This window comes from Cupriavidus oxalaticus (assembly GCF_004768545.1).
Classification (GTDB): Bacteria; Pseudomonadota; Gammaproteobacteria; order Burkholderiales; family Burkholderiaceae; genus Cupriavidus; species Cupriavidus oxalaticus_A.
The window spans coordinates 1,824,600-1,843,929 of sequence record NZ_CP038634.1 but is presented as its reverse complement, the minus strand read 5'-3'; the positions used below and the strand labels follow the sequence as shown (position 1 = coordinate 1,843,929).

Genomic DNA, 19,330 nt, shown 5'->3' with positions numbered 1-19,330 from the left:
CGCTGGAGAGGGGAGCGCCTGCGAGGGGTGGTGGCTAGCCCCAACGCTTTCGCATACCGCCGGCACCAACTTTCAGCCTTTCAGGCCCGCTGGCTGCTCACCGGCAACACTTCCCCCGTCATGTACGACGCATAGTCACTAGCCAGAAACACCATCACATTGGCCACCTCCCACACCTCCGCCGCACGCCCGAACGCCTCGCGTTCGCTGAGTTGCCGCAGCAGGTCCGCCGGCGCCGACTTCTTCAGGAAGTCGTGCAGCGCGATGCTCGGCGCCACGGCATTGATGCGCACACCAAATTCCGCGGCCTCCATCGCGCTGCAGCGCGTCAGCGCCATCACCCCGGCCTTGGCCGCGGCATAGTGCGACTGCTCCTTCTGCGCGCGCCAGCCGAGCACCGACGCGTTGTTGACGATGGCGCCGCGCCGGCGCGCCTGCATATGCGGCAGCATCGCGCGCGTCATGCGGAAGGTGCCGGTGAGGGAAATATCGATCACGCGCGACCACTCGGCATCGTCCATATCAACTAGGCGGCGCGAGCCGCCCAGGCCGGCGTTGTTGATCAGCACGTCGGTACCGCCGAGCGCTTCCTCGGCAGCGGCCACGAGTGCGCGTGCCTGCGCTTCGTCGGACACATCGCACAGCTGGCCGTGAATGGCTTGCAGGCCGGTTTCCGCGCGCAGGCTTTCGACCGCCTCGTCCAGCCGCTTCGGATGGATATCGGAAATCATTAGCGCGCGGCAGCCCTCCTCCGCACAGCGGCGCGCGGCGGCAAAGCCGATGCCGGCGCCGGCCGCGGCGGTAATCAGAACGCTCTTGCCGGCGAGCAGTTGGTGGCCGGGCACATAGGCCGGCACTGCGGGAGCTTCGGTGTTCAGGGTCATGACTGTCCTCGGGCCTCGCGCGGCATGCCCAGCCCGCGTTCGGCGATGATGTTGAGCTGGATTTCGTTGGTGCCGGCGTAGATGGTGTCGGCGCGCGAGAACAGCGCCATCTGCTGCAGCCGGGTGCGGCGCGTGTCACCGGGGTCGAGCACGTTGGCGAGCGGGCCCAGCACGTCCAGCGCGAGCTGGCCAAGGTCGCGGTGCCAGTTGGACCAGTAGTACTTGTAGATCAGCGCCTCCCGCTGCAAGGCAGTGCCGCCGTCCTGCCCGGCCTGCGCCGCACCGGCCAGCATGCGCAGCGCATTGGCGCGCATCACGCGCAGGCCGGCCCAGGCGCGCGCGATGCGCTGGCGCACCAGCGCGTCGCGGCTGCTGCCGTTGTCGCGCGCGGCCTGCGCCACCCATTCCAGCTCATGCGTGAACTGCATCTGCTGGCCGAGCGTGGAGATGCCGCGCTCGAAGCCGAGCAGCGCCATGGCGATGCGCCAGCCGTCGCCGGGCTCGCCCAGCACGTCGGCGGCCGCGGCGCGCGCGCCGTCGAAAAAAACCTCATTGAATTCCGCGCCGCCGCCCATCTGGCGGATCGGGCGGATCTCGATGCCGGGCTGGCCCAGCGGCAGCATCAGGAACACCAGCCCCTTGCTACCGCGCGAGCCGGGCTCGCAGCGCGCCAGCACGAAGATCCAGTCCGAGTCGTGCGCGAGCGAGGTCCACACCTTCTGGCCGCTGACCAGCCAGTCGCCGCTGGCGGCATCGCGGACCGCGCGCGTGCGCACATTGGCCAGGTCCGAGCCCGCGCCGGGCTCTGAATAGCCCTGGCACCAGAATGTGGTGCCGTTGCGGATGCCGGGCAGCAGGCGCGCCTTCTGGTCCGCGGTGCCGAAGGCGATCAGGGTCGGGCCAATCAGCCCTTCGCCGATATGACCCATGCGGCCCGGGCCGCCGGCGCGCGCGTATTCCTCGTGGAAGATCACCTGCTGCATCACCGGCAGCTCGCGCCCGCCATGCGCGCGCGGCCAGCCCAGCCCGGTCCAGCCGCCCTCGGCCAGGCGCCGTTCCCACGCCTTGCGCAGTTCGGGGAAGGCCTCTTCGTCGCCGGGGCCGCCGCGGTGCTTCAGGCAGGCGAACTCGCCGGCCAGGTTGGCGACCATCCACTGCGCCACCTCGGCGCGGAATGCCTGCTCTTCATGCGCGCTCATGCTGTCCTCCAGGCTTGCGGGCCATGGTCTGCGAGATATGCGAGCGCTGCCCGGGCGCCGCCCAGCCAGTGGCCGGCAGCCTGTGCGCGCTTGAAATAGAGCTGGGGGTCATATTCCCAGGTAAAGCCAACGCCGCCATGCAGCTGGATGGCCTCCTGCGCACAGAAGCGCAGGGCATCGTCGGCCGCGACGGAAGCGGCGGCGATGTCGAGGCGGGCCTGGTCGGCAGGCTCCGATTCCCACGCCTGCGCCGCGCCATACACCGCCGAGCGCGCGGCCTCGACCAGCACCATCATCTGCGCGCAGCGGTGCTTGACCGCCTGGAACGAAGCGATGGCGCGGCCGAACTGGATGCGCTCCGACGCATAGGCGACGGTCAGGTCCAGGCACTGCTGGGCCGCGCCGAGCTGCTCCGCCGCCAGCATCAGCTTGCCGTGCCACCAGGCCCGGGCCAGGCCCTGCGCCGCGTCGTTCCCGCGTACCAGGCAGGCACCTGGCGCAACGGACAGGCCGTCCAGCTGCAGCGATGCCAGCGGCCGCGTGCGGTCGAGCGTGTCCAGCGGCGCCAGCACGAAACGCACATCCTGCGCCAGCGCAGCGGGTTCCAGCAGGAACAGCGCGGGCGAGCCGTCATCGAGCCGTGCCGGCACCAGCAACCAGTCGGCGCCAGCGGCATCGGCCACCTGGCCGGCGCTGCCGCGCAGCACGAAGCCGTCCGCGCCTGCCTGCGCGGTGATCGCGACACCGTCGTAGTGCCAGCCGCCATCGTCCGGCAGCACTGCCGCGGCGCGGCACTCGCCAGCAGCCAATCGTTCCAGCCACTGCGCGCTGTGGCCGACGCTGCCCTGCAGCCACGGCGCCGCCACGCACGCCGTCGACCAGAACGGCACGCAAGCCAGGCGCTGTCCCAGTTGCTCCTGCAGCAGCACCAGCCCGGGAGCGCCCAGGCCGGCGCCGCCCACCGCTTCGGGCAACGCGATGCCGCACCAGCCAAGCTCGCCCGCGATTGCGCGCCACAGCGCGTCATCGTGCGCCGGACCCGCCTCGGTCGCGCGCCGCACCGCCGCCGAATCGCTGTGCACGGCGAGGTAGTCGCGCGCGCTGTCGCGGACCATCTGGTGTTCGACGCCAAATTCCACGGAATGAGAGAAGTCCATGGCCGTCGCGCTCAGGTGCCGTAGACCGCCTGCGGCGGCTGCGCCTGCGCCAGCAGTCCGGCCACCGCCGCGCCCACTTCTGCCGGCTGCCAGCGCCCGCCCTTGTCGGCTTTCGGCCCGGTGCGCCAGCCATCGGCAAGCGACACCATGCCGCCGGCCGCCTCGAACATGCGGCCGTTGACCTGCGCCGAGTCCGCGCTGCCGAGCCACACCACCAGCGGCGCAACGTTGGCCGGATCGTAGTAGTCGAAGCCGCCTTCCGGCGCCTTCATCATGGCGGCGAACACCTGCTCGGTCATGCCGGTGCGCGCGGCCGGCGCCAGCGCGTTGGCGGTGATGCCATAGCGGCCCAGCTCGGCGGCCTGCACCAGCGTCAGCGCGGCAATGCCGGCCTTGGCGGCGGCGTAGTTGGACTGTCCGACCGAGCCCTGCAGGCCCGCGCCGGAGCTGGTGTTGATGATGCGCGCGTCGACGGCGCGGCCGGCCTTGGCCGCATCGCGCCACCGCCTGGCCAGCAGGTTGGCCAGGCAGAAGTGGCCGCGCAGGTGCACACGCATCACGTCGTCCCAGTCCGCCTCGGTCAGGCTGACGAACATGCGGTCGCGGCAGATGCCGGCGTTGTTGACCAGCACGTGCACCTCGCCGAAGGCCTCGACCGCGGCATCGACGATGCGCTGCGCGGTGGCCAGCTGCGTGATGTCGTCATCGCTGGCCAGCGCACTGCCGCCGGCTGCGCGGATCTCCGCGCAGACCGCCTCGGCCGCCTCGCGCCGGATGTCGTTGACGACCACATTAGCGCCCTCGGCGCCGAAGGCCAGTGCATAGGCGCGCCCCAGCCCGCCGCCGGCGCCGGTGATGATGACAGTGCGTCCGTCGCAGATTCCCATGGCGGTCTCCTTACAGCCGTTCGATGATGGTGACGTTGGCCAGCCCGCCGCCCTCGCACATGGTCTGCAGGCCGTAGCGGCCGCCGGTGCGTTCGAGTTCGTGCAGCAGCGTGGTCATCAGGCGCGCGCCGGTGGCGCCCAGCGGGTGGCCCAGCGCGATCGCGCCGCCGTTGGGGTTGGTGCGCTCGGGCGCGTAGCCGGTCTCGGCCAGCCAGGCCATCGCCACCGAGGCGAAGGCTTCGTTGATCTCGACCACGTCGATATCCGCCAGGCGCAAGCCGCTGCGCTCCAGCGCGCGCTTGGTCGCGGGGATCGGCGCCGTCAGCATCCACAGCGGGTCGTCGCCCATCACGCTCATATGCGCGATGCGCGCCCGCGGCTTGAGCTGGTAGCGCTTGAGCGCGTCTTCGGAAACGATCAGCAGCGCGGCGGCGGCGTCGGCGGTCTGGCTGGACACCGCGGCGGTCAGCGCACTGCCCGGCATCAGCGGCTCCAGCGCGGCCATCCTGGCCAGCGTGGTATCGGGGCGCGGCGTCTCGTCATGCTTCACGCCCTCGCACGGCACGATCTCGCGGGCAAAGCGGCCGCCCTCGATCGCGGCCGCGGCGCGCTGGTGGCTTTGCAGCGCATAGGCTTCCATCGCCTCGCGCGACAGCTTCCAGTGCTCGGCAATGCGCTGCGCGGCATGGAACTGCGACACCGGCGCATCGCCGAAGCGCGCCTGCCAGCCCTTGCTGCCCGAGAACGGATCGGCAAAGCCCAGCGCCTGCCCGGCCAGCATGGCCGACGAGATCGGGATCTGCGTCATGGTCTGCACGCCGCCCGCGATCACCACGTCCTGCGTGCCGCTCATCACCGCCTGCGCGGCAAAGTGCACGGCCTGCTGCGACGAGCCGCACTGGCGGTCAACGGTCACGCCCGGCACCGTCAGCGGCAGGCCGGCGGCCAGCCACGCGCTGCGCGCGATATTGCCGGCCAGCGGGCCGATGGTGTCGACACAGCCGAACACAACGTCGTCGTAGTCTTCCGCGGGAATGCCGTTGCGGCGCACCAGCTCGGCCAGCACGAAGCCGCCCAGGTCGGCGCCGTGCACGTGCGACAGTCCGCCCTTGCGGCGCCCGGTGGGCGTGCGCAGGGCATCAACGATATAGGCGTCTTTCATGGTCATGGTTCTCCTTGGGATCGGGCAATTCAGGCAAACGTGGCGCCGGCGCCGAGGGCATGCTCGCCGTCCAGGATGTGCGCGCCCAGGCGCGCCTTGTGGAAGGCGCGGTCGCCCCAGCTTCCCGCCAGGGCCCAGGCACGCTTGGTGAAGATCTGCAGGTCCAGCTCCCAGGTGTAGCCCATCGCGCCATGCACCTGGATGGCCTGGCGTGCCGCGGTCCATGCGCAGCGCGCGGCCGCGACGCGGGCATGCGAGACATGCATTCCTGCGTGCGGCAAGCCATGCGCCAGCGCCGCGGCGGCGCGCAGCAGCACCGGCTTGGCGAACTCGAGCTGGATCGCCACGTCGGCCAGCAGGTGCTTGACCGCCTGGTAGGCGCCGATGGCCTTGCCGAACTGCTTGCGCTGCGCGCTGTAGTCGATCGCCAGGTCCAGCATGCGCTGCGTCAGGCCCATCTGCTGCGCGGCCACGCCGAGCGCGCCGCGGTTCAGTGCCATGTCCCACAGGCCAGTGCCGGCGGGGATCAGCTCAGTGTCAGGGGCCGGCGTCCACGCCAGCTCGAACAGCCGGCGCGACGGATCGAGGCCGCTGCGCGCCGTCAGCGTGGCCTGGGCTGGCCGCAGCAGGTGGACCGTGCCTTCATGCGCGCACAGGATGGCGTCGGCGACATGGGCGTCGGCCACCAGCCGCTCCTGCGGATGCGCGACCGCCACGCGGGCATCGCCGCCGGCGATGCGCTCCAGCAGCGCGGCGCAGCGCTCGCGCGCCGCCGCGTGGGGCGCCGGGTGTGGCCCGAGCGCCAGTGCATCGCGCAGCAGGCCGGTTGCCACCAGCGCGGTGTCGAGCAGCGGCTCAGGCAGCGCGAAGTAGCCGCATGCCTGCGCCAGCGGCGCCCATTCCACCTCGCCCAGCCCCAGCCCGCCCTGCTCCTGCGGCACCATCAGCGCGGTCAGTCCCTGGTCGGCAAGCTGGCGCCACAGCGCGTCGGAGCGGCCGGTCCCGGTGCTCCACAGCTCGCGCGTCAGCTCGGGCGTCATCTCGGTCATCAGGAAGCGCCGGATCGCCTCGGCAAACTGTTCCTGCTCTTCGGTCAATGCGAAATCCATGGTGTTTCCCCCGGGTGCCGTCATGCGCGCGGCATGCCAAGCAGGCGCTCGGCGACGATGTTGCGCTGGATCTCGTTAGTGCCGGCATAGATCGGCCCGGCCTGCGAGAACAGGAAGCCATCCAGCCAGTGGCCGAGAGAACCCGGCGGCTGGCCCGCTGGCGCGACTTCTGCGGCCTGCCCCAGGATGGCCAGCGCGGTATCGTGCATATGGATGTCCAGCTCGGACCAGAACACCTTGTTCGTGCTCGATTCCGCGCCGATATGAGCATTCGGGCCGCCCCGCACCAGCCGGCTCGCGGTGGCGTAGGTCGAGAGCGTGTAGGCCTCCGCATCCATCCATGCGCGCAGCACCGCGTCGCGCAGCGAGGGGTCGCGGTCAGCCGCATCGCGGTTGGCCTGGTACAGCCTGACCAGCGCGCGGGCGGTCTCCTGGAAGCGGGCGGGCGAACGCAGCATCAGTCCGCGCTCGAAGCCGGCAGTGGCCATGGCCACCTGCCAGCCGGCGCCTTCCGCGGCCAGCCGGTTCTCCACCGGCACGCGCACGTCGTCGAAGAAGATCTCGGCAAAGCCGGTCTGGCCGTTGAGCTGGCGGATCGGGCGCACGGTGATGCCCGGCGTATCGAGCGGCACCAGCACGAAGGTCAGCCCGTGGTGGCGCGTCGAGGCCGGGTCGGTGCGGAACAGCCCGAACAGCCAGTCCGCCCAAACCGCCCGCGTCGACCAGATCTTCTGGCCGTTGATCACATAGTCATCGCCATCGCGGATCGCGCTGCAGCGGATCGCGGCCATGTCGGAGCCGGCGTTTGGCTCGGACCAGCCCTGCGCCCAGATATGCTCGCCGGAGGCCATGCGCGGCAGGAAGCGCGCCTTCTGCGCCGCGGTGCCGAACTCCATCAACGTCGGACCGAGCAGGAAGATGCCGTTCTGGTTGACGCGCATCGGCGCGCCGGCACGCCAGTACTCCTCCTCGAAGATCAGCCACTCGATCAGGTCGCAGCCGCGCCCGCCCAGTTCGGCCGGCCACGTGACCATGCTCCAGCGGCCCTGGTTGAGGGTGGCTTCCCAGGCGCGGTGCTGGGCAAAGCCTTCCCCGGTGTCGAAGCTGGCCAGCGGCGAACGCGGTACGTGCGCGGCCATCCAGTCGCGCACCTCGGCGCGGAAGGCGCGCTGGGCGTCGGTGTATTCAAGCTGCATCGCGCGCCCCTTGTGAAAAGCTGGCTTCGCGCCGTTCGACAAAAGCGGCGCGCGCCTCGCCGGAATCCGCACTCATATAGGCCTGCAGCGTGAAGCCCTGCTCCCAGCGGTACTTGTCCTCCAGGTTGCCGTCTTCGACGCCGTTGAGCGCTTCCTTGGCGAGCTGCAGCATGGCAGGGCTCTTGGCGGCGATCTGGCGGGCCAGGGTCATGCCCGCGTCGCGCAGCTCGACACGCGAAACCACGCGCTCGACCGCGCCGAGCCGGTACGCTTCGGCGGCATCGATCATCTCGCCGGTGAAGTACATCGCCCTGACCTTCTGCACGCCGAACATGCGCTGCAGGTGCGCGCCGCCGCCCATGGCGCCGCGGTCGATTTCGGGCACGCCAAAGCGCGCGCAATCCGACGCGACGATGATGTCGGCGGCGCCGCAGATGCCGATGCCGCCGCCGAGCACAAAGCCGTGCACGGCCACGATGACCGGCTTGGGATTGCGGTGCACGGCGCGGAAGGTGGCGTAGTTGCCGGCATTGACCTCGACGATGCGCTCGGGGTGTGCGGACAGCTCCTTGATATCGACGCCCGCGCAGAAGCCGCGCCCTTCGCCGCGCAGTACGATCACGCGCACGGCGGGGTCCGCGCCCAGGCGATCAATGGCGGCCGCCAGCGCGTGCCAGCCGGCGTTGTCGAGCGCGTTGACGGGCGGATGGTCGATCACCAGTTCGGCGATGCCGTCGGCGGTGTCGATGCGGAACGGCCCGGTCTTGTGGTTCATTTGCATGGTCTCCTCTGTCTGTAGGTCAGGCCGCTGCAGCCAGTCCGGCTCCTGCCAGCGCCTCGAGCCGTGCCTGCGCCTGCGCGGCCATGCCGGAAACGATCTGCTCGCACGATTCGATCGCGCCGATTACCGCCGCTGCCTGCCCGCTGGGCAACACGCCTTCATCCGGACACCCTTCCACCATCGCGCGCTGGATCAGCACCGGCGCGTTGGCGGCCATCAGCGTCTGCGCGGCGCTGTAGTCCTGCTCGCGCATCGCGCGCCACGCAGTCGCCAGCATCTGTGCGCTGCGCATGCCGGTGCGCGCCTGCCATTTGCGCGCGGCCGACAGCGCCAGCCAGGTGCGCCGCCACGGGCCGGCTTTCTCCAGTTCCAGCAGCAGCGTGTTGTCGATCATCCGCTGCGGCAGCCCGTCAATGGCCAGCGACACGCGGATCCGGCCCGGGTCGCGCACCTTGACGTAGCGCTCCAGCGTCTGCGCCGGCACCGGCGATTCGGCCGACATCAGGAAGCGCGTGCCCATGGCCACGCCGGCCGCGCCATAGGCCAGCGCGGCGGCCAGCCCGCGGCCGTCGAAGAAGCCGCCCGCGGCCACCACCGGCACGCTGACGCTGTCCAGCACCTGCGGCAGCAGCAGCGTTGTCGGCGTGCCGCCGGTATGGCCGCCACCCTCGCCGCCCTGCACGGTGACCACGTCCGCACCCATCTCCACGGCCTTGGCCGCATGCTTGCCGGCGCCGACCGTCGGCATGCAGACGATCCCCGCCGCCTTGAGCCGGCCGACCATCTTCGCGTCAGGGCCGCGCCCGTAGCTGACCGCGCGCAGCCGGTGGCGGATCGCCATTTCGATCACTTCGTCCGCGTTCGGCTGGAACATGTGGAAGTTGATGCCGAAGGGCCGGTCGCTGAGCGCCTTGACGCGCAGGATCTCCTGCTCGACCTCGCCGGGCGGAATGGTTGCGCCGGCCAGGAAGCCAAAGGCCCCGGCGTTGCCGCTGGCGGCGACCAGCTTCGCGTCCGCCACCCAGCCCATCGCGGTCTGGACGATGGGGTAGCGGCAGCCCAGCAGGTCGCAAAGCACTGTGTGCAGGCTCGCGTTGCTCATGCCGGTGCTCATGCCTTCTCCTCGCCGCCGCTGCGTTGCGACGCCGCCATGGCGCGCGCGTCATAGCCGCCGAGCTTGTCGCCGCTGACCAGCTCGTTGTGCGCATGCGCGAAGTGGTGCCAGGCAAAGACCGCATCCATCGCCGTACGCTTGCCCTGCAGGTCTTCCACATGGTTGACCGCCTGCTTGGTCAGCGTCAGGCCCAGCCGCGGCATCTGCGCGACCCTGGCGGCCATGCCGTAGACGGTGTCCTCCAGCGCATCCCGCGGCACCACGCGGTTGACCATGCCCATGCGCTCGGCGCGCTGCGCGCCCATGCGCTCGCCCAGGAACAGGAACTCCTTGGCGATGCGCGGGTGCAGCTCGTAGGCATGCGCGAAGTACTCCACGCCCGGGATGCCCATGCGCACCACCGGATCGGCAAAGAAGGCATCGTCCGAGGCCACGATCAGGTCGCACACCCAGGCCAGCATCAGGCCACCGGCAATGCAGGCGCCGTGCACCATCGCAATGGTCGGCTTGGGCAATTCGCGCCAGCGCCGGCACATGCCCAGGTAGACCTCCTGCTCGCGCGCATAGAGGAACTCGCCGCCGGGCTTGTTGACGTGGTCGTACCAGAGCGAGGCGCGCTCGAACGACTCGTTGATGTCGCGCCCCGGCGTGCCGATGTCGTGCCCCGCGGAGAAGTGCTTGCCGGCGCCGCGCAGCACGATGACCTTGACCGCGTCGTCGGCGGAAGCGCGCCGATAGGCCTCGTCCAGCGCATACGTCATCTTCGAGTTCTGGGCGTTGTGGAACTGCGGCCGGTTCAGGGTCACGGTGGCGATGCCGTCCGTAACCTGGTAGAGCACCTCGGCGTTCGGGCCCAGGCTGATGGGTTCGATGGCAGGCGATGTCATGTCAGTTTCACGCGCGTCCGGAAGGGTTGCCGCGCACGATCGTGGCGCGCAGGTTGTGCGGATCGAGCCGGGCCATCAGCCGCAGCTCTTCCGGCGTCGGTGGCGCCGTTTCCGGCAAGGCTTCGCCGGGGGCGTTTGCCAGCGCAAAGCCGGTCGCCGCCTGCACCTGCTCGAAGCTCACGCCCGGGTGCAGCGAGCGCACGCGGATGGCATGGGCAGGCCCGCCGAAATCCATCACGCACAGGTCGGTGACGATCACGCGCAGGTCGACGAAACTGCGCATGCCTTCGATCTGGCGCGCCGGGTTGTAGCCGGCGCTGCAGACCATGTCGACTTCGCCGCCGACAAACGCGCGCGTGCTGTGCCCCGGCACGAAGAAGGAGTTTGCGTGGTGGATGCTGTTGCCCGGGAAACCGCGCGCGCCGAGCAGCTGCGTCTTAGGCTGCGCATGGGTGCCGCCCAGGCAGGAAATATTGGCCTGCCCGAAGCGGTCGATCTGCGTCGGCATCACCAGCGCGTGGCGGCGCCCGCCCCACAGGCAGTCGAACACGCGCGAATAGCCCATCCAGCCGCTGGCGCGGACCTTGTAGCCGGCCTCGCGCGGACCCAGCGGCACCGGCGTCTCCACCAGGTAGGCCTCGCCGTCGGTCATCAGCAGCCCTGGGTTGTGCGCAAGCCGCGCCAGGCCGGCGGCGATGCGCGGGCCGGTGCCGATGCCGGTGGCCAGCACCTCGCCGTCGTCGCGCCAGGCGCGGGCGGCGGCGGCGATCATTAGCTCGGCGCGGGTGAATTCATAAGTGGCGCTCACGGTCGCTCCTTGGGTTGGCGGGTTCAGACGGCGGTTCAAAGGACGGGCAGCGGCAGGTCGTGCACGTGGCCGAGGCCGCCGATGCGCTCCAGGTAGGCCGCTTCGCTGGCGCCCACCACCTCGTCGCGGTACGCGCGGAAGCCGTCATCCTCGGCCTCGGCGCTGGCACAGTACGCCTTCAGCGCCGGCAGGTCCCAGCCATAGGCGGGTGCGCACGAGGTGGGATGAGCACCGGCGGGCGCGTGCACCACGCCCGTTACCAGCGAGCGTTCGAAGGGGTTGCTGCGGGCGTGGGCCAGGTCCTCCTCTTCAAGACGCGGATGCAGCGTTTCGCAGCTCACATAGCAGCGCCGCGCGGCGCGGGCGAACCACTCATCGAAGAACGGATCGGGGCCGTCGATGCGGGTGTTGCCGAGCACATCGCTCTCGTTCACATGCAGCAGCGCCGCGTCGAGTTCGATCGCCGGCATCGCCAGCAGCACCTCGCCATCGGCATAGGGCGAGCGCACGGTCTTCAGCTGCGGATTCCTCGCCTGCACGTCGGTGCCCAGCGATGCGCGCGTCGGCAGGAACGGCAGCCGCGCCGCCGCCGCGCGCAGGCCGAGCTGCAACATGCCTTCGTCAAGCTCGGTCACTTCCAGCGAGCCACGCTCGCGCGCCTGGCGGAAATATGGCTCGAGCGGGATCACGTCGAGCGAGACAAAGCCGAACACGAGCCGGCGAACCTTGCCGGCCGCGCACAGCATGCCGACCTCGGGGCCGCCATAGGCGACCAGGGTCAGGTCCTTCAGCGGCGAGCGCAGGATCTCGCGCACCAGCGCCATCGGTTTGCGGCGCGGGCCCCAGCCGCCGATGCCGATGGTCATGCTATCGGCGAGCTGGCCGACCACGTCGGCCGCGCTCATGGTCTTGTCGATTGTCTTGGTCATGGTGTCTAGCGGTATCCGATGCTGAAGTCGTGTCCCCACAGGCTGACGCGCGTGGCTTCGTAGGCGGCGTGGTGGCCCCAGTCCACCACCAGTCCGCCGTGCCCGTATTCGAGGTCGAAGCCGCCCGGCGTCTTCATGTAGAAGGAAGTCATGCGGTCGTTGCAGTGCTGGCCCAGCGTGGCGGACAGCTTCACGCCGTGCTGGTGCACGCGGTCGAGCGCGCGCCCCACCTCGGCCATGTCGGGCACTTCGGCCATCACGTGGATGCAGCCGGCTTCCGACGGCATCTCGAAGATCGCCAGGCTGTGGTGGCGGCCGTTGGCGCAGTGCAGGAAGTGGATGCGCTTCTCCGGCTCATCGGGATCGCCGCTGAAGCGCACGCGGTAGATGTCGGACAGGCCGAAGCCCATCACGTCGCGCAGGAAGGCGTAGGTCTGGTCGAAGGCCGGCGCGGGCAGCACGGTATGGCCGGCGCCCATCGGGTCGGTGATGAAGCGCGGCACGCCGACCGGCGAGACAAAGCGCAGGAAGTCCGAGCGCATGCCCCATGAAATCTCGTGGCGGTTGCCCGACGGATCGGTGAACCACGCCATGGCCTGCACGCGGCGTTGTGCCAGCTCCGCGGGGCTGGCGTGCACGACTTCGACGTCGGCATGCCGCAGCGTGTCGAGCGCATGGCGATAGGCCAGCTCGTCGGCCAGTTCCCAACCCGATGCGAGATAGCGGTCTCGCGCGCCCCGCACCACCAGGTAGCGGTAGTCGCGCTCATCCATCTTCACGTACAGCGCGCCGCCCGGGGCGCCGGAGCAGGCCATGCCCAGCACCTGCCCGGCATAGTGCCGCCACCGCTCCAGGTCGGTGGACTCGACCACGATGTAGCCAAGCGCACGGATATCCAACATGCCGGTCTCCTCTGTTCGTTGCCACTGCTGGCTGATGAGACCTATTCTTCCGTGCGCGGCCACCCGGCACATCGTCCAGTGGGACTAGCCGATCCGGGGCCGGATTCAGGCGCTGGCGGGGCGGACGACGTACTGGCTGGTGGGGACCACGTCGATCCTGTCGAAGTCGATGAAGCGCTGGCAGCTGGCCATCATGGCCTGCAGGTTGCGCTGGAACTTCTCTTCATCGCCGACGGCGTCGAAGAACGCCTGCGGGTCGGTCATTGCCGCGTCGGGGAAGCATTCCTCGACGATCGCGTCGCAAGGTGGCGCGGCGTAGCTGAGCGGCCGCACCACCACGTTCTGCACGTACAGGAAGTTGTCCTGGGTCTCGACCGCCACCTGGGTGTGATGGTTGTGCCAGGTATCCAGCCACGCCTGCGGCGTGAGCCGCGGCGGGCGCGTCAGGAAGGCCAGTTGCGCGAAGCCGGGGGTGCGCTCCCCCGTCGCGACGGGGAAACGCGTATTGCGGATCGGCTGGGACTCCGTGACGAGGTACGCTGCCATGCGGCCGACCGCGGCCTCGACCGCCTGGTCGAACGGCTGGCGCAGGCGGTCGACGGCGCTGTCGATCCAGAGCGAGACCAGCCCTTCCATTTGCGGCCGGGTGTTCGTCTGCCGCAGGCCCGCTGCAGGCAGCACGGCGTCATCCGCCACGTTGACCTGCAATCCGCGCGCGCCCAGCGCCAGCAGCTTGTCGGCCAGCGTCGTGCGCAACCGGCGCGCGAACTCCGCCGGCTCGTTCCGCGGATCGCGCCAGACGATATAGATGACTTTTTCCATGCTCCACGCTCCCTGGTAAAGTTGCCGGCCGTGGCCGGACAGGTTGAAGCGTGCGCGGAACCGGATTGATTGCGGAACCCATGCCTCGCTGCGTCCGCATGACGTGCCATCCGGCTGCCGCGCCCGCTGGTCCTGTGCATGCTAGGCGCGTGGATGGCGGCGATCATCCTCCAGTCGGACTAGAGGGAGGACGACACGCTGGCGCTCAGCCGAGCGTCACGACACTGCTCAGCAGCATGCGCACCAGCGTGGCCTGCCGCGTGACCCCGGTCTTGGAGAAGATCGCGCGCAGGTGGGCGCGTACCGTGTTCTTGCTGGTACCCAATGCCTCCGCGGCTTCGTCAAGGGTCATGCCGTCGGCAAGCACCAGTGCCAGCGCCGTTTCGGCGGGGGTGAGGTCGAACAGCTTGCGCACCACCTCGTGCGAGGCGCGCGACTTGCGCTCGGGATCGCGGATAAAGACCGCGCACGCTGGCCGGTGCCGGTTTTCTTCGGACCATTCGCTGAGCGGGATGGTGCGGATCAGCACGCCGAGCTTGCCGCGCCCGGACGGGCGGGTGATGGACATGGCTTCGGCCAGTGCCGGCGCGCTGCCGTGGTGTCCCATCTGCGCGCGGCGCAGCAGGTACTGGAACTTGCGGCTCTCCTGGGCGTAGGCAATCTCGAAGATGTTCCCGTTGAGGCGGATGCCGTCGTTCTCCGCCAGGATCTCGTCGGCCTCGGGATTCTTCTTGAGGATCGTGCCGGAGGCGTCGAGGATCACCATGCCCACCAGCATGCGGTCGATCGCCCCCGCATAGAGCGAGCGCTCGGATTCGACCACGTCCAGCCGGGAATGCAGCCGGATCGCGCGCTTCAGGTGCGGCAGGATGGCGCCACAGGCCGCCTTGTCCACTTCGGAGAAATCCTGCGTGTCGTCCTGCCGGCAGATGCGCAGGCGGCACTCGACACCGTCCTCGGTACGAATGTCCGCGCCCAGCAGGTAGCGGATGCCTAGCGGCTGCAGGAACTGGCGGTAGATCTCGCTGCGGCACCAGTTGCCCGCGCCCAGCGCCTCGTCGACCGTCACCGCGCGGTCGGTGGGCAGGTTGATGAACGGATCGATCGCGTAGTAGTAGCTGTTGTAGGAAGCCTCTGCCTCCAGCGAGGTGCCGTGCGCCGATGCATGCACCGCCAGGCCGCTGCGGTCGCTGGCGGGCGAGCGCAGGATAAAGCTCACATAGCTGGCATCGAGTTGCTTGCGCAGCATTTCGAGCGCGCGGCCCCAGGGCACGGGTTCCATCGGCCCTTCATAGACCGCGGCCAGCAGCGCGCCGAACTGCGTGACGCTCAGGCCTGACTGCGCAAGCAAAGGCGACGCCATTTCCTGCGCCTCAACGGTCGCCATCAACATACCTTGTCTCCTGTTTCCACACCACGTGTGTGCCTGCCGGCGCTCTGCGGCACCTGGAGGCAGCGCAGATTATAGGGATGCTGCCCGCCCGTTGCCCGCCAATGCGCAGCCCTCGGTGTTTTCCCTGACCTGCAATCGGACGATGTTCGTCCCGCCAGCCGCGGATCAAATGCGCGCATTCCCGCAGTGCAACCGAAGGAGAGCAACCGAGATGGATTTCACCGACAAGACCGTGCTGGTCACCGGCGGCGGCGCCGGCATCGGGCTCGCTACCGCGCAAGCCTTTCTGGACCAGGGCGCGCGCGTGGCGATCATCGAGATCGACGCGCAGCGCGCCGACCATGCCCACACGCTGCTGGGCAAGGCCGGCGCCGATGTGCTGGTGGTACAGGGAGACGCCGCCGACGCCGGCACCGTACGCGAACTGGCCGCGCAGCTCGAACAGCGGTTCGGGCGGCTCGACGTGCTGGTCAACAACGTCGGCGACTTCCTGCGCATCGCCAAGCCGTTCGAGCACTATGACGACGCCGAGATTGCCAGCCTCTACGCGGCCAACCTCGGCCACGTCTTCACCGTCACGCGCGCCATGCTGCCGCTGCTGCGGCGCAGTGAAGCCGGCAGCATCGTCAGCGTGTCGTCGATCGAGGCCTTCCGCGGCATTCCGTACTGCAGCGTCTACGGCGCCTTCAAGGCCGCCATCACCGGCTTCACGCAGAGCCTGGCGCTGGAGCTGGCGCCCGCGGGCATCCGCGTCAACCTGATCGCCCCCGAAACCACCGAAACGCCGCAGGTCCCCGTATCGCAGATGGTCGCCGCGGAGCACCAGCACCATATCCCGCGCTGGATCCCGCTGGGCCGCTTCGGCACGCCGCAGGACATCGCCGACGGCATCCTGTTCCTGGCCAGCCCGCGCGCCGCCTGGATCACCGGCACGGCGCTGCATGTCAACGGCGGCGCGCTGGCCGCCGCCGGCTGGTACCGCGATCCGCAGGGCGCGTGGACCAACATGCCGGTCATCGGCGGCAACGGCATGAACCTCTGATGGCGGCGCCACGCAGCCACACCACCCGGCCACACCATCCGACCAAGGAGACAAGCATGAAGATACTGATCGTCGGCGGCGCCGGCATGATCGGGGGCCACGCGGCCCTGCACCTGCGCAGCCGCGGGCACGAAGTCACCATCGCGGGCCGCAACCGACCCGCCCCCGGAACGCCGCTGGGCGGGCTGGACTTCCTGCGCTGCGACTACATCGCCAACGACCTGCCTGCGGCGCAGCTCGGTGCCTTCGATGCGCTGGTTTTCGCCGCCGGCAACGATGTGCGCCACGTCCCGCCTGGCGGCGACGAAGCGGCACACTGGGAACGCGCCAACGTCGAAGGCGTGCCGCGTTTTTTCCGCGCCGCGCGCGATGCCGGCATCCGGGTCGCGGTGCACGTCGGCAGCTTCTATCCGCAGGCGGCACCGCAACTGGCCGAAGACAACGCCTATATCCGCTCGCGCAAGCTGGCCGACGCAGGCGTGCGCGCACTGGCGACGGCTGCCTTCCGCGTCAGCAGCGTCAATGCCCCGTTCGTCGTGGGCACGGTGCCGGGCCTGACTGTTCCGATGTTCAAGGCCTATACCGACTACGCCAGGGGCGGCTTTGCGCCGATGCCGGACTTCGCGCCGCCGGGCGGCGTCAACTTCATCTCGGCCATGTCGCTGTCCGAAGCGATCGAAGGTGCCTTGCTGCGCGGCGAGAATGGCAAGGCCTACCTCGTGGGCGACGAGAACCTGACCTTCCAGGAATACTTCGGCGCATTCTTCCGCGATGCCGGCCGCCCGGTACCGCCGGTCATCGACCAGGAGCACCCGTTGCTGCCTGACTCGGCGATCTGCTTCGGCCGGGGCAACACGCTCTACTACGAGCCGGACGCGGCCGAGACTGTCCTGCTCGGCTATCGCCGCCGCGACATCCTGCGCACGGTGAGCGAAATCGTGGCGCAGTACAGCTAAAGGCGGCACCGCGGCGGCCCGCGCAGGCCGCCGCGGCGGGTCTTACAGCCCCGAGATCAGTTGCGCGTTGTCGATGCGCAGTTCCGCGCCATTGATGAAGCGCGATGCGTCCGAAGCCAGGAACAGCACCAGGTTGGCCACATCCTCCGGCTGGCACATGCGTGCCATCGGGTCCGTGCCGATGCCCAGCGCCACCGGGTCAAGATCCGGCACCAGCGCCTGCGTCATCGGTGTCCAGATGCCGTCGGGGTGGATCGAGTTGCAGCGGATGCGATAGCCGTTGCGCTTGCAGTGCACGGCCACGCTGCGCGCCAGCGCTGTCACGGCGCCTTTCGCGCCGCTGTACGCGCACATCATCGGCAAGCCGCCCAGCGCTGCCACGGACGACATCACGATGATGGAGCCGCCGGCCGGATTGCCTTTCATCGCCTGCACGCCGAACTTGCAGCCGAGGAAATACCCGTCGGCATTGACGCGCATGACCTGCCGCCAGCAGTCGAGCGAGGTTTCCTCGATCGATCCCGGCGGGCAGATGGCCGCATTGTTGACCAGCACATCGAGCCGCCCGAAGCGGTCCTGTGCCGCGGCCACGGCCTTGCGCCAGTCGTCTTCGCTGGCGATGTCGTGGCGTATAAACAATGCCGCATCGCCGATCTCGCGGGCGAGCGCCTGCCCGGCTTCCTCATTGACGTCGCTGAGCACCACGCGCGCGCCTTGCGCAGCCAGCAGCAGCGCGTCGGCGCGCCCTACCCCACTGGCCGCGCCGGTGACCAGCGCGACCTTGCCCTTGACCTGATCCATCTTCTCTCTCCTTGTGTGGTCCGCTTCACGCGGCGTCGGGAATCCTGCCGGCCAGCACCGCGTGCAGCGCGGCTTCGCCGTACACCGCCGCCACGGTTTCGTCGAGGATGGGATTGCCGCGCAACTCGCTGCCGCCATCGACGGCAATGCTCTGGCCGGTGACCCAGCCCGATTCCGGCCCAGCCAGGTAGCGCACCGCGCTGGCAATGTCGTCCGGTTCGCCGGCGCGGCCGAGCGGCATCTGCGCGACGAACTTGTCGAGCATGGCGGGGTTGTCGAACATCGGCCCGGTCGCGCCGGACCGGGTCAGGCCCGGGCGCACCGCATTGACGCGGATGCCGCAGCCGGCCAGTTCCTCGGCCGCCGCGCGCACGAAGGCTTCCAGGCCCGCCTTGGCGGCGCAGTACCCCGACAGCCAGCGGCAGGTCATGCGCGCCGCGTTCGACGAAATGCAGACGATCGCGCCGCCATGCGGCGCCATCAGCGGCGAGGCGTGACGGATCGCCAGGAAGGCGCTGGCGATATTCAGCCCCAGCTCCGCCATCAGTGACGCGGTGTCATGCATCAGCATGGGACGGAAGCCGCCGCCGCCGACCGTCGCCACGACGATATCGAGGCGGCGTTCCATCTCCCAGGCCTGCCGCAGCGCGGCCTGCACATCCGCCTCGCGGCATGCGTCGCCGACGTTGATTTCAACCGCGGCGCCGGCCACTTGCGCAAGCAGGTCGCGCCGTGCTGCTTCCAGCGCTTCGCGGCGCCGCCCCATCAGCACTACCGCCGCGCCGTCGCGCAGCAGCGCCAGCGCGCTGGCCGCACCGATGCCGCCCGCGCCGCCGGTAACGAGGGCGGTCTTCCCTTCCAGTACACGATTCGTCGTCATCATGCCCCCCGCAGCGGCAGGTCCTGCGTCCAGTCGACCACCAGCTCGCGCGCTGCGATGCGCCACCGGCCCTGCCATCGCTCGAAGCGGTCCTGGTAACGGATGCCCCAGTCCAGCTTGCGCTGCATGCCGTCCTGCTCATACAAGTGGTTGGCGACGCAATAGGTTTCGCCGGTGGCGGCATCGCCATCGAGCTCAACCAATTGCTGGTGCATGTGGTGCTGCGTGGCGCTGTACTTGCCGAGTGCCGACATGCCCTCGGCAATCGCTTGCGGTCCGTCCATGCAGAAGCCTGGCCCGGTGAGCCGCGCATCGGGGGTGAACAGATCCGCCAGGCGCGGGAAATCGCGCCGGTCCACCGCCTGCGCATAGCGGCAGGTCAGCGCGTGAATGGCTTGCTTGTGCTCCAGATCGGACATGG

The 19,330-nt window shown here is 69.6% G+C and carries 20 protein-coding genes; 2 read left to right on the top strand and 18 right to left on the bottom strand.

Annotated features, from left to right (window positions below; all coding sequences use genetic code 11):
* Positions 1-80 precede the first annotated feature (80 nt).
* From E0W60_RS08275 to E0W60_RS08205, 15 genes are all read right to left on the bottom strand, one after another.
* Positions 81-884, bottom strand: a complete 804-nt coding sequence (locus E0W60_RS08275) for an SDR family oxidoreductase (protein WP_135703620.1) — start codon at positions 882-884, stop codon at positions 81-83.
* Positions 881-2,083 (bottom strand): acyl-CoA dehydrogenase family protein, encoded by a 1,203-nt coding sequence (locus E0W60_RS08270; protein ID WP_135703619.1) that lies wholly within the window; start codon positions 2,081-2,083, stop codon positions 881-883. The genes E0W60_RS08275 and E0W60_RS08270 overlap by 4 nt, the downstream gene beginning before the upstream one ends.
* Positions 2,080-3,240: an acyl-CoA dehydrogenase family protein gene (locus E0W60_RS08265; RefSeq protein WP_135703618.1), complete on the bottom strand. Its 1,161-nt coding sequence runs from the start codon at positions 3,238-3,240 to the stop codon at positions 2,080-2,082. Before E0W60_RS08265 ends, E0W60_RS08270 begins: the two co-directional genes overlap by 4 nt.
* Before the next feature lie 11 nt (positions 3,241-3,251).
* The gene (locus tag E0W60_RS08260) at positions 3,252-4,127 is read right to left on the bottom strand and encodes an SDR family oxidoreductase (RefSeq protein ID WP_135703617.1); all 876 of its coding nucleotides are present in this window, start codon (positions 4,125-4,127) and stop codon (positions 3,252-3,254) included.
* A 10-nt stretch (positions 4,128-4,137) separates the two neighbouring features.
* A complete protein-coding gene (locus E0W60_RS08255) occupies positions 4,138-5,289 on the bottom strand; it encodes an acetyl-CoA C-acetyltransferase (protein WP_135704009.1) in 1,152 nt (383 codons plus the stop codon).
* A gap of 29 nt (positions 5,290-5,318) precedes the next feature.
* Positions 5,319-6,398, bottom strand: a complete 1,080-nt coding sequence (locus E0W60_RS08250; RefSeq protein WP_135703616.1) for an acyl-CoA dehydrogenase family protein — start codon at positions 6,396-6,398, stop codon at positions 5,319-5,321.
* 20 nt (positions 6,399-6,418) lie between these two features.
* Positions 6,419-7,594 (bottom strand): acyl-CoA dehydrogenase family protein, encoded by a 1,176-nt coding sequence (locus E0W60_RS08245; protein ID WP_135703615.1) that lies wholly within the window; start codon positions 7,592-7,594, stop codon positions 6,419-6,421.
* Positions 7,584-8,375 carry an enoyl-CoA hydratase family protein gene (locus E0W60_RS08240; RefSeq protein WP_135703614.1) on the bottom strand — a complete coding sequence of 264 codons (792 nt, stop codon included), beginning with the start codon at positions 8,373-8,375 and terminating at the stop codon, positions 7,584-7,586. The genes E0W60_RS08245 and E0W60_RS08240 overlap by 11 nt, the downstream gene beginning before the upstream one ends.
* 19 nt (positions 8,376-8,394) lie before the next feature.
* On the bottom strand, positions 8,395-9,477 hold the full coding sequence (locus E0W60_RS08235) for an NAD(P)H-dependent flavin oxidoreductase (RefSeq protein ID WP_135704008.1): 1,083 nt from the start codon (positions 9,475-9,477) through the stop codon (positions 8,395-8,397).
* An 8-nt stretch (positions 9,478-9,485) separates the two neighbouring features.
* Positions 9,486-10,376, bottom strand: a complete 891-nt coding sequence (locus E0W60_RS08230) for an enoyl-CoA hydratase (protein ID WP_135703613.1) — start codon at positions 10,374-10,376, stop codon at positions 9,486-9,488.
* Positions 10,377-10,383: 7 nt separating this feature from the next.
* Entirely contained in the window at positions 10,384-11,184 is an 801-nt protein-coding gene (locus E0W60_RS08225; protein WP_135703612.1) for a CoA-transferase subunit beta, read from the bottom strand.
* 35 nt (positions 11,185-11,219) lie between these two features.
* Positions 11,220-12,113 (bottom strand): CoA transferase subunit A, encoded by an 894-nt coding sequence (locus E0W60_RS08220; RefSeq protein WP_135703611.1) that lies wholly within the window; start codon positions 12,111-12,113, stop codon positions 11,220-11,222.
* Between the two features lie 5 nt (positions 12,114-12,118).
* The gene (locus E0W60_RS08215; protein ID WP_135703610.1) at positions 12,119-13,015 is read right to left on the bottom strand and encodes a VOC family protein; all 897 of its coding nucleotides are present in this window, start codon (positions 13,013-13,015) and stop codon (positions 12,119-12,121) included.
* Positions 13,016-13,120: 105 nt separating this feature from the next.
* Positions 13,121-13,837: an EthD domain-containing protein gene (locus E0W60_RS08210; protein ID WP_135703609.1), complete on the bottom strand. Its 717-nt coding sequence runs from the start codon at positions 13,835-13,837 to the stop codon at positions 13,121-13,123.
* Between the two features lie 205 nt (positions 13,838-14,042).
* Positions 14,043-15,230: a helix-turn-helix transcriptional regulator gene (locus tag E0W60_RS08205; protein WP_133094843.1), complete on the bottom strand. Its 1,188-nt coding sequence runs from the start codon at positions 15,228-15,230 to the stop codon at positions 14,043-14,045.
* A gap of 211 nt (positions 15,231-15,441) precedes the next feature.
* On the opposite strand from E0W60_RS08205, the gene E0W60_RS08200 reads away from it, so the two are divergent.
* Both E0W60_RS08200 and E0W60_RS08195 read left to right on the top strand, forming a co-directional pair.
* Positions 15,442-16,272 carry an SDR family NAD(P)-dependent oxidoreductase gene (locus E0W60_RS08200; RefSeq protein WP_135703608.1) on the top strand — a complete coding sequence of 277 codons (831 nt, stop codon included), beginning with the start codon at positions 15,442-15,444 and terminating at the stop codon, positions 16,270-16,272.
* A 56-nt stretch (positions 16,273-16,328) separates the two neighbouring features.
* The gene (locus E0W60_RS08195; protein WP_135703607.1) at positions 16,329-17,228 is read left to right on the top strand and encodes an NAD-dependent epimerase/dehydratase family protein; all 900 of its coding nucleotides are present in this window, start codon (positions 16,329-16,331) and stop codon (positions 17,226-17,228) included.
* A 42-nt stretch (positions 17,229-17,270) separates the two neighbouring features.
* Here E0W60_RS08195 and E0W60_RS08190 read toward each other — a convergent pair whose 3' ends face one another.
* Genes E0W60_RS08190 through E0W60_RS08180 form a run of 3 tightly spaced genes read right to left on the bottom strand, consistent with a single transcriptional unit; the run spans position 17,271 to position 19,328 of the window.
* Complete coding sequence (locus tag E0W60_RS08190) at positions 17,271-18,029, bottom strand: SDR family oxidoreductase (protein WP_133094840.1); 759 nt, start codon at positions 18,027-18,029, stop codon at positions 17,271-17,273.
* 25 nt (positions 18,030-18,054) lie between these two features.
* Positions 18,055-18,909, bottom strand: a complete 855-nt coding sequence (locus E0W60_RS08185; RefSeq protein ID WP_431189873.1) for an SDR family NAD(P)-dependent oxidoreductase — start codon at positions 18,907-18,909, stop codon at positions 18,055-18,057.
* Positions 18,909-19,328: a nuclear transport factor 2 family protein gene (locus E0W60_RS08180; RefSeq protein WP_135703605.1), complete on the bottom strand. Its 420-nt coding sequence runs from the start codon at positions 19,326-19,328 to the stop codon at positions 18,909-18,911. Before E0W60_RS08180 ends, E0W60_RS08185 begins: the two co-directional genes overlap by 1 nt.
* Positions 19,329-19,330: the final 2 nt, after the last annotated feature.